Annotated in this window: 16 protein-coding genes and 2 tRNA genes; 8 read left to right on the top strand and 10 right to left on the bottom strand. The window is 58.0% G+C overall.

Features of this window, described 5'->3' with window-relative positions:
* Positions 1-45: 45 nt before the first annotated feature.
* The 8 genes from hdrA2 to BP07_RS00705 all read right to left on the bottom strand — a co-directional run bounded on the left by hdrA2 (position 46) and on the right by BP07_RS00705 (position 7,077).
* Positions 46-2,427, bottom strand: coding sequence for a CoB-CoM heterodisulfide reductase HdrA2 (hdrA2, locus tag BP07_RS00740; RefSeq protein ID WP_042684393.1), 2,382 nt, complete (start codon positions 2,425-2,427; stop codon positions 46-48).
* Positions 2,428-2,527: 100 nt separating this feature from the next.
* Entirely contained in the window at positions 2,528-3,217 is a 690-nt protein-coding gene (locus BP07_RS00735) for a DUF1614 domain-containing protein (protein ID WP_052353053.1), read from the bottom strand.
* Positions 3,201-3,839 (bottom strand): DUF1405 domain-containing protein, encoded by a 639-nt coding sequence (locus BP07_RS08250; RefSeq protein WP_052353052.1) that lies wholly within the window; start codon positions 3,837-3,839, stop codon positions 3,201-3,203. Before BP07_RS08250 ends, BP07_RS00735 begins: the two co-directional genes overlap by 17 nt.
* On the bottom strand, positions 3,805-4,281 hold the full coding sequence (locus BP07_RS00725; RefSeq protein WP_042684390.1) for an acyltransferase: 477 nt from the start codon (positions 4,279-4,281) through the stop codon (positions 3,805-3,807). Before BP07_RS00725 ends, BP07_RS08250 begins: the two co-directional genes overlap by 35 nt.
* Positions 4,282-4,285: 4 nt before the next feature.
* Positions 4,286-5,122 (bottom strand): SDH family Clp fold serine proteinase, encoded by an 837-nt coding sequence (locus BP07_RS00720; protein ID WP_042684388.1) that lies wholly within the window; start codon positions 5,120-5,122, stop codon positions 4,286-4,288.
* Between the two features lie 3 nt (positions 5,123-5,125).
* Complete coding sequence (locus BP07_RS00715) at positions 5,126-5,512, bottom strand: hypothetical protein (protein WP_042684385.1); 387 nt, start codon at positions 5,510-5,512, stop codon at positions 5,126-5,128.
* Positions 5,505-5,915 (bottom strand): aconitase X swivel domain-containing protein, encoded by a 411-nt coding sequence (locus BP07_RS00710; protein ID WP_042684383.1) that lies wholly within the window; start codon positions 5,913-5,915, stop codon positions 5,505-5,507. The genes BP07_RS00715 and BP07_RS00710 overlap by 8 nt, the downstream gene beginning before the upstream one ends.
* Before the next feature lies 1 nt (position 5,916).
* The gene (locus BP07_RS00705; protein WP_042684381.1) at positions 5,917-7,077 is read right to left on the bottom strand and encodes an aconitase X; all 1,161 of its coding nucleotides are present in this window, start codon (positions 7,075-7,077) and stop codon (positions 5,917-5,919) included.
* A gap of 141 nt (positions 7,078-7,218) precedes the next feature.
* Between BP07_RS00705 and BP07_RS08705 the strand changes: the two genes are divergently transcribed.
* The 4 genes from BP07_RS08705 (at position 7,219) to BP07_RS00690 (ending at position 8,364) form a co-directional block, all read left to right on the top strand.
* Positions 7,219-7,359, top strand: a complete 141-nt coding sequence (locus tag BP07_RS08705; protein WP_157203012.1) for a hypothetical protein — start codon at positions 7,219-7,221, stop codon at positions 7,357-7,359.
* A gap of 146 nt (positions 7,360-7,505) precedes the next feature.
* Positions 7,506-7,910 carry a pyridoxamine 5'-phosphate oxidase family protein gene (locus tag BP07_RS00700; RefSeq protein WP_042684378.1) on the top strand — a complete coding sequence of 135 codons (405 nt, stop codon included), beginning with the start codon at positions 7,506-7,508 and terminating at the stop codon, positions 7,908-7,910.
* A gap of 8 nt (positions 7,911-7,918) precedes the next feature.
* Positions 7,919-8,200: a hypothetical protein gene (locus tag BP07_RS00695; RefSeq protein WP_042684375.1), complete on the top strand. Its 282-nt coding sequence runs from the start codon at positions 7,919-7,921 to the stop codon at positions 8,198-8,200.
* Positions 8,201-8,290: 90 nt separating this feature from the next.
* A tRNA-Lys gene (locus tag BP07_RS00690) sits at positions 8,291-8,364 on the top strand.
* Here the strand turns inward: BP07_RS00690 and BP07_RS09195 are convergent.
* Together BP07_RS09195 and BP07_RS00675 are read right to left on the bottom strand one after the other, a co-directional pair.
* Positions 8,326-9,681 carry a prephenate dehydrogenase gene (locus BP07_RS09195; RefSeq protein ID WP_084174051.1) on the bottom strand — a complete coding sequence of 452 codons (1,356 nt, stop codon included), beginning with the start codon at positions 9,679-9,681 and terminating at the stop codon, positions 8,326-8,328. The genes BP07_RS00690 and BP07_RS09195 overlap by 39 nt on opposite strands.
* Positions 9,682-9,699: 18 nt before the next feature.
* Positions 9,700-10,203 carry an amino acid-binding protein gene (locus tag BP07_RS00675; RefSeq protein WP_042684365.1) on the bottom strand — a complete coding sequence of 168 codons (504 nt, stop codon included), beginning with the start codon at positions 10,201-10,203 and terminating at the stop codon, positions 9,700-9,702.
* A gap of 292 nt (positions 10,204-10,495) precedes the next feature.
* Here BP07_RS00675 and BP07_RS00665 point away from each other — a divergent pair, with 292 nt between their 5' ends.
* The 4 genes from BP07_RS00665 (at position 10,496) to BP07_RS00650 (ending at position 13,538) form a co-directional block, all read left to right on the top strand.
* Entirely contained in the window at positions 10,496-11,689 is a 1,194-nt protein-coding gene (locus tag BP07_RS00665; protein WP_338045879.1) for an ammonium transporter, read from the top strand.
* Positions 11,689-12,030, top strand: a complete 342-nt coding sequence (locus BP07_RS00660; RefSeq protein WP_276623953.1) for a P-II family nitrogen regulator — start codon at positions 11,689-11,691, stop codon at positions 12,028-12,030. The genes BP07_RS00665 and BP07_RS00660 overlap by 1 nt, the downstream gene beginning before the upstream one ends.
* Positions 12,031-12,207: 177 nt before the next feature.
* A tRNA-Val gene (locus tag BP07_RS00655) sits at positions 12,208-12,281 on the top strand.
* Between the two features lie 90 nt (positions 12,282-12,371).
* Positions 12,372-13,538, top strand: coding sequence for an MFS transporter (locus tag BP07_RS00650; RefSeq protein ID WP_042684358.1), 1,167 nt, complete (start codon positions 12,372-12,374; stop codon positions 13,536-13,538).
* Positions 13,539-13,561 lie beyond the last annotated feature (23 nt).

Raw genomic sequence — 13,561 nt, 5'->3', positions numbered from 1 at the left:
CTTTTGTAAAAAGCCAAGCTGGACGGCAGCTGTGCACACTGCCACTCACTTAGGCACTCTCCCATCCATCTCCCATCCACCATCCATCTCCTTCCCCACTGGCCCCAGCTGCTCCACCCTCTCGATGAGTGTCTCCAGCGCCTCAATGAGCGTCTGGCTTTCGTTGGCAGACACCCATACTGTGGCTATCCTGTCTGGCGATATGCCCTGCTCGGCGAGCATCTCCCTTAGCGCCTCCATCCTCGCCTCACAGTGGCAGTTTCCAGTCTGATAGTGGCACTCGCCCATGCGGCATCCTCCAATGAGCACGCCATCTGCTCCGCACTTCAACGCCTCGAGCACCATCTGCGGGTCCACCCTTCCAGAGCACATCACCCTGATTATTCGCACGTTGGGTGGGTACTTGAGCTTGGATATTCCCGCAAGGTCTGCAGCCCCGTAGGCACACCAGTTGCACAGGAAAGCCACTATCAGAGGATACTCGCTCTCAGGGTCAATGGCGCGTATCTGCGAGAGAATCTGGCTGTCTGTGAAGTTTTTCTGGTCTATGGCGTCTGCTGGACACGAGGCAATGCACGTGCCGCACGCGATGCACGTGCTTCCATCCACACGTGCCCTCTTGGGGTTTCCGCCGAGCTGTATGCTCGCCGAGGGGCACACGCTCTCGCATATCCCGCACCCTATGCACTTCTCGGCATCCACCACAGCAGTGTACGCATCCGCCTCTATCACGCCCTTGGACAGCAGCGACATTGCCCTCGAGGCCGCCTCTCCAGCCTGCGTTATGGAGAGCTGTATCTCCTTGGGACCCGTGGCGCAGCCAGCAAGAAAAATCCCCCTGTACACGCTCTCTGCTGGTCTCATCTTGGGGTGTGCCACTGCCAAAAAGCGGTCGTCCCTCCTGCGGAGGTTCAGCATCCTCGCGATTGGCTCTGCTTCCTCTGGACTCTCCATGCCCACAGAGAGCACCACGAGGTCGTAGTGGGTGCGCATCAGCCTGCCCGCCAGCGTGTCCTCGTAGAGCACGTCCGCACCCCCATCACGCCCCTCGAGCTCGGCGGGTATTATCTCCCCGGGAAGCCCCCGTATGAACCTCACACCCGCCTTCTGTGCCCTGAGGTACATCTCCTCATAGCCCTCGCCGCATGCCCTGACGTCGAGGTAGTGCACGCTCACCTCCACCTCTGGGTGGCGCTCTTTTATCTGAAGGGCGTTCTTTATCGCCGACATGCAGCACACTCTGGAGCAGTAGGCGTTGCCCACCTGCTCGTCCCTCGAGCCCACGCACTGGACGAATGCCACGCTCTTGGGCACGCTCATCGAGGAGGGCTGAACGAGCGTTCCACCCGTGGGACCAGAGGCGCTGAGCATGCGCTCGAGCTGGGCAGAGGTAATAACATCCTTCCCTTCCGAAAAGTGGTAGTGGGGCTTTCGTGCTGGGTCGAAGGTGGAGTAGCCTGTGGCAACGATGATGGCGCCCACCTCCACCTCCTCTGTGCTCTCCTTTTGCTCATAGTCCACGGCATCGAGGGGGCATGCCAGCCTGCACAGCCCACATCCCACACACGCCTCTGGGTCTATCACCGCATACTCTGGCACCGCCTGAGCAAAGGGCTTGTATATCGCCTTGCGCTTGGAGAGGTGAAAGTCGAACTCGTTGGGCACCTCCACCGGGCACACGGAGGAGCACAGCTCTATGCATCCCTTGCAGTACTCGTTTATGTATCTGGGCTTGTGTCTGAGCTTAATCCGAAAGCTTCCCACGTGCCCAGAGATGTCCTCCACCTCTGTGTATGTGTGCACCGTGATGTTGGGATGAGCATACGCCTCGCTCATCTTGGGGGCAAACACGCATATCGAGCAGTCGCCAGTGGGGAACACCTTGTCCAGCAGCGCCATCTTGCCCCCAAGGCTTGAGTTGCGCTCCACGAGATGCACGTGGAAGTCCGCATTGGCAAGCTCGAGGGCTGCGGTGATGCCCGCCACCCCTCCCCCTATCACGAGCACGTCCCTGTTTACCACTATCCGCCTTGGCTTTAGGGGCTCGAGATGCCTCGCCCTCGCTATCCCCATCCTCACGAGGTCGCACGCCTTGCGGGTTGCCCTCGCACGGTCGGTGTGCACCCATGAGCACTGCTCTCGGATGTTGGTGCACTCCACGAGGTAAGGGTTTATGAGTCCCTCGACAGCCCTTCGAAACGTGGGCTCGTGAAGGTGGGGGGAGCATGCAGCCACCACTATCCTGTCGAGCTTGTGCTCCACGATGGCGCTCTGGATTGCCCTCTGTCCCTCCTGTGAGCATGCAAACTGAAGCTCCTCTGCGTGCGCCACCCCCTCCTCTGAGAGGGCACACTCCAGCACCCTTGAGGTGTCGAGCGCTCCAGCGATGTTCTGTCCGCAGTGGCACACGAACACTCCTATTCTCATGCTACACCTTCCGGGAGTACACCGTTTACAGCTATAATTTAAAGGGTTTGATTGAGTTGCTTACAAAGTAAGCAACTGTTGATTACGGTAATCAACATGTCTAAGACAGCATCGCTGCGAGCACCCCAGTGAGGAATATCCCGTCGAACACACCAGCTCCGCCAATGCTCATCACCCCAGCGCCCATGCGCAGCAGCCTTGGCAGGTGCAGCACGTCGGCTCCAACGAGCGTTCCGAGCACCCCTGCACAGAATGCCACCCCAGCCGCCCCCTCTGGGTACAGCGTGAGAGCCAAGAGCGCCGAGATGATGGGTGGAACGAATGCAGGAAGCACGATGCCCACGCCCTCCACGGGCCTTGCGAGCACATAGCACACGATGCACACCAGCAGGAATGTGAGCACCACCGGATATAGGGGCAGCCTTGGAAGCAGATAGGCAGCCACGAGCAGAGGTATGAGTGCACCCCCGAGGTTGATGCACAGCACCTGCTTTTTTACCACCAGCCTTGGGTACTCGAAGATTCCAAAGAGCCTGAAGAACCCGCCCGCTGGCAGCTCTCTCACCACCACCTCTCTTCTGAGCAGGGGGATGTTGACAAAGCTCCCGAGAAGAGAGGCAATGAGCACGCCAAATGCCTGCATTGGAGAGAAGCCAAGCCTCACAAAGGAGCTTCCCACCGCACCCACGAACAGCAATGCCAGCAGTGGCAACAGCAGCAGCAGTAGCACACCCAGAAGGAGCAGGGAGAGGGGTGTGTATATCAGTATTCGGTCATCCTCCCTCGACATCGTCAACCCTAATGGCAGTGCTATCACCACGTATAAAAGCATACAGTATGGCACCGATGGCGAGGGTGGTGCACACCGAGAACAGTGCCACGAGCTGGATGTGCTGTAGGGGTATCAGGGGATGGGTGCCCACCAAGTAGTCCATCACGTCCAGCACGAGAAAGCCCAGCGTGAACACAAGGGGATGCCATTGGGCAAGCCCCTCTCGAAGCCCCTTCACGAGGGTGAGGGCACAGAGCACCATCCCTATGTGCCCAGCAAACAGAAAGAGCTTGGTTGAGGAGAGTGCAGAGAGGTACACATCGAAGTACAGCAGCATCACAAACAGTGTCCATGCGCCATACTTGACGAGTCCAAACAGCACGAACCCATCCAGCACTTCCACCCTCACATCCAGCTCGCACAGCAGGAGCACGACCACGAAGAGGCTCACGAACAGGGGGCAGTCTGGAACGAGGAGCCACAGGTGGATGGGCGTTATGAGAAGCTGAGGGACATAGTACCAGTACCCATACAGAGCCCCCATACAGCACGCACCCACGAGAAGCCTTCTTCTCGCTGCCCTCCTCCTGAAACTGGAAAACCACTCAATCGTGCTCGATGGGTGCTGCTGGAACGCCACCAACGAACCCCTCCACATCCCTGTTCACGAGGGAGCATGCCGAGACCACACATCCATCTGCCACCTCCACCCCAGCGAGTATCGTGCAGTTTGCCCCTATGAGCGCCCTCTTGCCAATCCTCACCCTGCCGCATCTCAGCTCGTGCTGTAGGAACTCGTGGGCGAGGATGGTCGTCCCATACCCCACGATTGCCTCATCGTCTATCTCTATGAGCTCTGGAAAGAAGATGTCTACCACCACCCCGAATGCCACCGAGACGTGGCTTCCTACCCTCATGCCCATTCTGCGGTATATCCATGCCTTGAGCCGAAGCGAGGGGCACACGCTCGCAAGCCTCATCAGTAAGTAGTTCAGCGCCACTCGCAGGGGGGAGCGCACCCTGCTCCAGTACCACAGGCTGTTGTGCTCGCCCCTCACAGGATACGTGCTCAGCCTCCTCATCCTATCACTTTGGCTTTCCCTCCCGTGAGGGGGGTGCGGGTATGAACTCCACGCTCGATATTCGCTGCCTCAATGGCTGGGGGTAGTGCTCCATGAGGTGATACACCTCCTCTGGGACATCGGTGCTCACGTTCAGCCCAAGGGAGCGGGCAACCTCCACAGTGATGGGGAAGTCATGTGTCCACCTGCCCTCGGTGAGCACCTCGGATAGCTCCCGTGCCCGCTCCTCTCCGTGCGTATCCCTGAGCAGAGAGTACACGAACGCCCTTACCTGCCTGATGGACTTTTCTGCCACGTCTGCCAGTATCAGCGTCTCGTCATCCAGTTCGTTGTTATCCTTCTTCTCCACGGCGTTCAGTATGCTGGGGGCAGGGTAGCTCTTGATTTGAGGGTCAACAGGTCCGAGCACTGCATTGGGGCTCATGATTATGGTGTCTGCCGCCAGCGCAATCAGTGTTCCCCCGCTCATCGCATAGTGGGGAACGATTACCCTGACCTCGCCCTCGTGCTCCTTTAGCGCCTTGGCAATCTGGGTGGCTGCGAGCACGAGCCCCCCAGGTGTGTGCACTATGAGGTCGATGGGCTTGTTGCTGGGCACCGTCCTGATTGCCCTCAACACCTCCTCAGAGTCCTCGATGTCGATGAACCTGTAGAAGGGAATGCCGAACAGCCCGAGGCTCTCCTGCCTGTGGATGAGGGTTATGACAGCGCTACCCCTCTTCTTGGCGATGGACTTCATGAGGCTCGAGCGCGCTGCCTGAAGCTGCCGAAACCTTAGCTGGGGGGAGAGGATGAGGTAGAACAGCAGCACCAACCACAGGAGCGATGTGGGGTCGTACATCTCTCATTCCTCTATCATCCTCTGGTTTAGCTCGTCCCACACGCCATCGTACACCGCATACACCACATCGCCATCCTCCACCCTGATGACGGCGGTGTGGTTCGTGAGTACCTGTGCCACCATCATTCCAGCGCGGTTGCCATAGCCCGCCGTGCGGCTTTGGAAGGTGAACGTGAACTCCCACGAGGATGGAGAAAGCTGGTTTGAGTCCACCAGCGTAAGCGTGCTCTCGTCACCATCGTATGCAAAGGTGGGGGCGGTGCGTATGAACTGCTCGGCGATGCGTAGGCTCTCGTTCAGGTAGGTGGGCTCCTGAGGCTGCACACACCCCGTGCTCAGCGTCGCACACCCCACCAGCAGGAGCACAAGCGCCCTGAGGAGTTCACTCATGCACACACCTCACCTCGATGTATTCCTCATCTGCGTTCACCGTTATAAAATCTCCGTCATGGATTCTCTCCATCTCTGATAGACTCACCCCATCCACCAGTGGGATTTTGGAGATTATGGCGCCCACCGCCACGATGGTCTCTGCACGATGGGCAACGAGAGCTGCCGGGGCGGTGCCACGCCGCGCCATGTCGTACAGCACGTATGAGCCCACGGTGGAGCCACGCGCCTCTGGAAACACGAACACCCTTCCAGCGATGCTGGTGCCAAACAGCGCATTGTTCGGGTCCGAGATTCTTCCTGTCGTGGGGTCAACATCTCCGAGAAATGAGATGGGCTTTTGGCTCTTTACTGCATGACCATGCGCACATCCGCGTGAAATTGAGCGCACCCCAATCCTCATCTCATCGACCCCCACATGCCCACTCGATGCATTGACGTGTGGATGCGAGCACAGCCTGTATGCCCTGAAGTGTTCTTAGGTATCTGTAAGCCTTGCCAGAGTTCACCATCACGCACGAAAACTGGCGGGTGGCTGGAGAGACCACCATGCACGTATCACACAGCACCTTTGCCCCAGCCCTCTCGATGCTGCGCACGATTGAGGCGTTGGCGTCCGCCACCGCCCTCGATGTGAACACCCACAGGGGTCGCCTCACACTCTTTCCCCTAAGCATCTGCTCGACTGTTTTTAGCTCGGCAGCAGAGCAGTGGGGGCAGCCCAGCGCCACCGCCTCTGGCTCCATCTGGACTGTATCCAGCAGCTCTTCCCTGCCGATGGTGATGCGCTCGAGCTCGGGTAGCATTTGCATGTACTTTTGCGCCTCTGGAGTGATGTTTGCCACGTGGAACATGGGCACTGAGCCAGAGGCTGCCATTGCCGCTCCAAGTGCCTTCAGCTCGTCGCGGGTGGGCACAGAGCGCATCGTAAACAGCGGTATTGTGGAGCCAAGCCGCTCTCCCATCAGGAGCCCCAGAGCGCCGTACTCATGGCCCTTTAGCACGTCCTCCACCACCACGTGCACGCGAGGTGCCCTCTCGTGCTCGAGGTGCATCCCATAGCAGGGTGTTCTCCCGGTGATGGCAGCACACAGCGCGCTGGGTCCTCCCTCGCGGTTGGTGCGCGCTCCGCACACCGAGTTGGCAAACACCACTGCAGAGGACTCGCTCCATGCCACATGCTCCCCCATCTTGGGGGGATGCACGTAGTAGGGAGTGCACGTGCATGCTGGCTCCACCCCAAGCCGCATGTAGGCGCTCATCACCCTCATCTGCCTTTGCGCAAACTGCTCGTCTATGCCCATGTCGCGCCATCTTTTGATGTCCATGCCCGCTGGATTCATCCATGCGGGAATTCTGACCTTGGCGTCGAGGTGCTCGAGCCAGTGCAGCCCGCCCTCACCAATGGTGGCATACGACACGCCCGCAATTTGAGCACTCCTTACCCTCACGAGCCTCTCTGCTCCAAATACCTTGCCAAGCGCCACCAGTATTTCCATGCACTCCTGAACACTCCCCCCCTCCTCGCCATCCAGCATGGCCTGCTCTTGGGGTGTGAGGTGCATGTAGAGAGGTTGGAGGGCACATAGAAAACACTTTCCATGGCTCAATATCTGGTGCCTAAGTGGTATTATGTGAGGGATTGGTGGGGTATTGTAAAATACTTTATAGGAGTACGAACAAAAACAAAACTGAAAGGTGAGTACATGGAGGAGGGAAAAAAGCGCAAGTGGAAATGTGTGGGCTGTGGACACGAGGTTGAGACCCACGAGCACGAGGGTACTCCAGAGGAGTGCCCATACTGCAATGACAGGATGGAGGAGGTGGGCTGGGGAGGGGGCTGCTGAGGATACACCTTGGCGGGTGATTCTGCCGAAGACTTCACTGAAAGGCTCGAGGCGCTCGAGGCGCTCGAGGCGCTCAAACTCCTCTCACTCACGAGGACAACAAACTTCTTATCATAGTGGTTAGAGAAAATACGAGGGGTGTGCGCATGGTGAGATTGCCACAGAATGTGATGGATGCCCTGAGCAGGTGCAAGCCGTTTCCCCTTGCCACGTGCAGCAAGGAGGGTGTGCCCAACGTGGCGTACGTTGGTGCTCTCAAGCTACTGGATGATGAGACGCTGCTCGTGGCCAACAACTTCATGAAAAAGACCATCGCCAACATCGAGCAGAATCCCGTGGCAGCCGTCGTGGTGTGGGACCCCAAGAGTGGCGAGTCCTATCAGGTGAAGTTTGCGGTCGAGGTCGTGGACAGCGGCGAGCTATTCGAGCAGTTCAGGGCCGAGATTAAGGAGAAGCATCCCAAGTTCCCCGTGCACTCCATGCTGGTGCTAAAGCCCATCGAAGTGTATAACTCGATGTATGGAGAGCACGCGGGCGAGCGCATAGCGTGAGAGGCGACATGAAGACGCTCGATGACGTGTTTGGAAGAAAGCTGTACCATGGTGAGGAGGAGCCCAAGTTTGACCTCGTGCTTCCACCTGGGCTTCCCCAGAGCATCATAGTGGAGGCTGCAAGGCGGTTCGAGGGGCTCGAGCTCGTGGAGAGGGATGTGCCCGTGGACAGCTCTGGCAGGGAGGTCGAGAGGCTTCTTGCGTTCAGGGGAAGCCGCGAGCTGCTGGAGCGGGTTGCTCCCTTCGTCAGGGAGCAGCTCGAGAAGTACGTCTCTGAGCAGAGCGAATAACATGCTCCAGAGCCTGCCCTTTTTTGTGGGCTGGCCCAGCAGCGGCGTGCCTAAAACCTTAAATATGGGGGATGCGAATGGGTGCGCTGCGGGCTGATAGCTTAGCCAGGCAGAGCGGCTGGCTCTTAACCAGCAGGCCGGGGGTTCAAATCCCTCTCAGCCCGCTTTTTATCGCTGCCACGTGGTGTGCATCCCAGACCCACGAGCATCTCCACTGCCCTCTTCTCCACCTGTGAGATATGTGCATCGGAGAAGATGTGCAGCCTGAACGTGGCACTCCTCTTTCCTTTGAGCTCGTACACGTCTATCACCTCTGCCCTTGCCACGTGCTCGAGCGATGAGAGGAGATGGACGAGCACGTCCTCCCTTGCACCCTCGCACAGCAGCACCGATATGTCCCTCCTTCTGGTGGGTACGTGCTCCGCCCTCCATGCGGAAAGCTCCTCGCCCTCGAGCATCCTGACGTTCTCCAGCTTCAGCTTCACCTGCCTTTTTCCAGTGCCGAGCACCACCTCCTGCTTATCTGCGCTCTTCAGAACCCCCCTGTGGTATTTGGAGGTGTAGAGGTGCTCGAGCACCACCTCCTTTCCCACCATGGACTGCAGGCGCTCGAGCTCGGCTATAGACCAGTTTATCAGCTTGTCCGAGCGCCTGAGCGCTGCCTCGGTGTTGCCAAAGTGGCTTGCCGCTGCCCTCATGCTGGCAACGAACCCCTCCACATCACCGCCATCTATGAGTGAGGCGAGCCTTTTTGCCTCCTCCACGAATGCCCTTCGCACCTCTGAGGCAGCGGGGTTTGTCTGAATCAGAGCGTACAGGTATGGGTTTTGGGCGAGAATCCTGCCCACAAAGTCCACCATCACCTCGTATACGGGACTCATGTATGTCCTGGAGGCGCCCACATCGAACTCCAGCCTTCGAAGGGTGCTGCCTATGGTGATGTAGGCAAAGTGGGTGAGCCCCTGCACCACTGCCATCGCCATGTCATGCTCCCGAGCACTCATCTGCTGCACGTGTGCCCCCTCTTCCTCGAGCATCTGCCTTAGTCTCTCAAAGCCAGAGCCAGAGCGGGAGGTGCTCACCATTATCACCGTCTGACCTTCCAGATGTGGGATGGTGGGTCCGAACATGGGGTGCGTTCCCACCACCTCGACGCCCTCTGGAGCCACCTTGAGCATTGCATCGAGGGGCCCTTGCTTTAGGGAACACACATCGAAGAGCATCGAACCCTCCTTCATGTGGGGAGCCACCTGCGAGGCAACTCTCTCAATCGCATCGATGGGCACCGAGAGCATCACCCAGTCGCACGTGGGCACCACACTGGGCAGGCGCTCCAGAAACACGTACTCACAGCCCAGCTGCCGTGCCACGTCCACCTTTCCACTCTTGCCGCTCACGAGTACCTCAAAACCGTGCCTTTTGAAGAAGGGCACGAACCATGCACCGAACTTTCCAGTGCCGCCCACGATGAGTATTCTCATCCTGCTCAACGTCTCACCTCAGTACACGGTGACTTCTTTCACGCTCTCGAGCTCAAGCAGCTCGTCCACCGCATCCCCGGGGAGCTTGCACTCGGTGATTACTGTGAGCTTGGGGGACTCCGTGAACTCTGGGTCGTCGGTGACCACCTGCCTTATGCTTATGCCATGGGCTGCAATCACCCCGGTAACATCCTTCACGATGCCCACCTTGGAAGCATCGGTTGGGGTGATGATGACCACGCCAAGCCCCAGCAGAGGTGCCACACTTTTTAAGAACAGTATGGACTGAAGGTTCTGAAATATCTGCCTTAGCTCATCGTCTCTGGCAATCGTGCTGGCTGCGGCATCCACCACCCGGCGGTCCACTCCCACCTCCCGGGCGATGTGGGTGTGGGGAATCTCGATGCCGCCGGAGACCACCTTTCCATGAGGGCTCACCTGAAAGCCCCGCTCCAGCAGCAGCATCACAACCCGCTCTTGGGCTGGAAAGCGGCTGAACTTCTCGAGTATGCGTCTCCACATGTCCCTATCCCGTGAGTATGTTTCTCGCAACGGGTATTAAAAGGATGGGCAGCCCTGTGGTGTTGGCCGCTGGTTTTGGGTAGCACCCTCAGGTGTGTGGCATTACCTGAAAATATGGGGCTATCGGCAATCTATAAATATGACATATAAGAAGTTCATTTCCATAAACTATAAATATAACAACATGGAAGTAAGCTTCCATGCCATACAGAGGCATACACTGGCAGTCCCCATCGTGGGACATGAGGGTTGGAGGATTGAGCATGATATGGAGCATGAGAGGTGAGGTATAGTGTTGGATAGTGGAGATACGGCATGGATACTGGCCGCCACGGCCCTTGTGATGCTGATGACGCCTGGCGTTGGGCTGTTCTATGGCGGATTGGTCAGGAGAAAGAACGTAATCTCGATGATAGCCCTGTCGTTCATAGCCTTTGCGCTGGTGAGCATTCAGTGGGTGCTCCTCGGATACACCCTGTCCTTCGGCCCCGACATTGCGGGGTTTGTGGGAGGTCTGGAGTTTTTAGGGCTCAGCGGCGTGGGCATGGATGCTGGGAGTGGAACGATACCATCCCTGCTGTTCATGGTATTTCAGCTGGTATTTGCTGCAATAACGCTGGCAATCCTCACGTCTGCGGTGGCTGAGAGAGTGAAGGTCAGCTCGTTCATAATATTCGGTGTGCTCTGGACCACCATCGTGTACGACCCGCTGGCACACTGGGTATGGGGCGGTGGCTGGACGGCGGCACTGGGCACACTGGACTTTGCGGGCGGAACGGTTGTGCACATCAGCTCTGGCTTCTCGGCGCTCGCCCTTGCGCTGGTGGTCGGCAGGAGAATAGGGTTTGGCAGCCACATCATCGAGCCAAACAACATACCCATGACGCTGCTGGGTGCAGCACTGCTGTGGTTCGGCTGGTTCGGGTTCAACGCTGGCAGCGCACTCGCTGCCAACGGGCTTGCAGCCAACGCCTTCGTGGTGACCAACACCGCCGCTGCCGCAGGCGCCCTTGCATGGATGTTTGCAAGCTGGGTCTCTGGAAGACCAAGCTCCGTTGGGTTTGTGAGCGGCGCAATAGCTGGCCTCGTGGCAATAACCCCAGCGGCGGGCTTTGTGGACGTTTTGTCCTCGATTGTGATAGGGGCGGTCGCTGGGCTGATATGCTACAGAGCCATGCTGTTCAGAATCAGCAAGGGGCTCGACGAGAGCCTCGATGCGTGGGCTGTGCACGGTGTGGGTGGCCTGTGGGGGGCGCTCGCAACGGGCATATTCGCCGTGCCTGCCATTGGTGGGTACGATGGGCTGATATATGGCAACGTGAGTCAGTTCATCGCTCAGGCACTGGGTGCTGGAGCGGCACTTGTGTACGCCTTTGGAGCCACGTACGTCATCGCAAAGGTGCTCGATGTCACCATTGGCCTTAGGGTGTCGGAGGTCGAGGAGTACGTCGGTCTGGACATCTCCCAGCATGGTGAGAAGGTCTGATGGAAGGTGATGGAATGAAGAAGATAGAGGCATACATACGCCCAGAGAAGCTCGATGAGGTGAAGAGTGCCCTCGATGAGGTGGGGTGTGCTGGCATGACCGTCATCGATGTGAGGGGCAGAGGTGAGCAGAGGGGTATAGTGCTGGAATACAGGGGAAAGGCGATAGAGGTTGACCTTCTTCCCAAGGTGAAGATAGAGCTCTTCGTGGACGATGAGAGCGTGGATGCGCTGGTAGATACAATCAGGAGGTCTGCGCACACAGGAAAGGCAGGAGATGGGAGAATCTTCGTGAGCCCTGTAGAGAGGTCGGTAAAGGTGAGAGACGAAAAGGAGGAGTAGGGCATTTTTGCCCACTCTCTTTTTTTGCATCCATATGGTGCTGTTGCTTACTGCTGATTACGGAGTAATCAACAATCCCCACACCCCACGCTCGACGCTCACATCGGGCTCCATACGAAAACCCTAAATAACATAAGAGAATGGCAGATAGACCGGAGTGATGTGTTTTTGGAAAAGGGGCTCGTGGTCTAGCTGGTCATGACACTGCCCTCACACGGCAGAGGTCTCCGGTTCGAATCCGGACGAGCCCATTATTTTAACAGGTGGCCGCTCTGTGCCATCAGACGGTGATGCTCCGGGGTGGAAAAGCCTTTTAACATACCTCTCAAAGAGAACTCTGAATGGCTCGGAGAGGCATGACCAATATACTCCTTCTTGGGGCTACCAGCCTCATCACGGACTTGTCCAGTGATATGATTATGCCCCTGCTTCCCCTCTTCATTGCCTCGCTGGGTGGGGGAGGTGTGGTGGTCGGGCTTGCCGGTGGTCTTGGGGATAGCCTTTCCAGCCTGCTCAAGGTGGTCTCTGGCAGGATATCTGACGTGATTGGCAGAAGAAAGCTGCTCGTGTTGCTGGGATACCTCTCGTCCTCCGTTGCCAAGCTGTTGTTTCCCCTTGCTCAGAGCGGATATGATGTGGTGGCAATTCGCTTTTTTGAGAGGATGGGCAAGGGGATTAGAACCGCTCCGAGAGACGCGCTGGTGGCGGCGTACAGCACCGAGAGCACGCGGGGAAAGGGCTTTGGCATTCATCGGGCGATGGACACCACGGGCGCAGTGCTCGGCTCGGTGCTCGCCCTGTTGCTCATCTGGGTTTTTGGCTTCAGCATGAGGACGATACTGCTCATGGCTGCCATCATCGGGTTTTTTGCCCTCCTCCCCCTGTACTTTGTGGAGGATGTGAAGACCAGCCCTCTCTCTGGCTCATCGAGGCTTGCCCTCGCGGGACTTTCCCCTCAGCTCAAGAGGCTCATACTCGCCACCACACTCTTTGCGCTTGGAAACTTCTCCTACATGTTCTTCGTGCTCAGGGCATCCACACTGTTCTCAGAGAGGCTGGCGATAGCCGTGCCCATTGCCCTTTACATCGTGTTCAACATCGTGTATGCCCTGAGCACCATCCCAGCGGGCTCTCTCTCGGACAGGATAGGCAGAAAGCGGGGACTGCTCGTGGGATATGGACTGTTCTTCTTCACGTGCGTGGGCTTTGCTCTTTTCAGCAGCGCATGGATGCTCGTCCCTCTCTTCATGCTCTATGGGCTCTCGTATGGGTTCATAGAGCCAATAGAGAGGGCGTACGTGTCCGACCTTGCCAGAAGTGAGCTCAGGGGCACCGCACTTGGCACCTTCCACGCATCGGTGGGGCTCGCCACCCTGCCCGCGAGCCTGATGGCGGGCTTCCTGTGGGACGCCGTCTCGTACAGCGCCACCTTTCTCTGGGGTGCGTGCGCATCCTTCACGGCGATATGCGCGCTCGTGTTGCTCGTGAGGGATGGTGGCGGGCAGTAGGCTTTTCTACCTCCCTGCCAAGT

This window comes from Methermicoccus shengliensis DSM 18856 (assembly GCF_000711905.1).
GTDB classification, from domain to species: domain Archaea; phylum Halobacteriota; class Methanosarcinia; order DSM-18856; family Methermicoccaceae; genus Methermicoccus; species Methermicoccus shengliensis.
The sequence above is the reverse complement of the archived record's forward strand: the minus strand, read 5'-3'. Positions and strand labels throughout refer to the sequence as shown.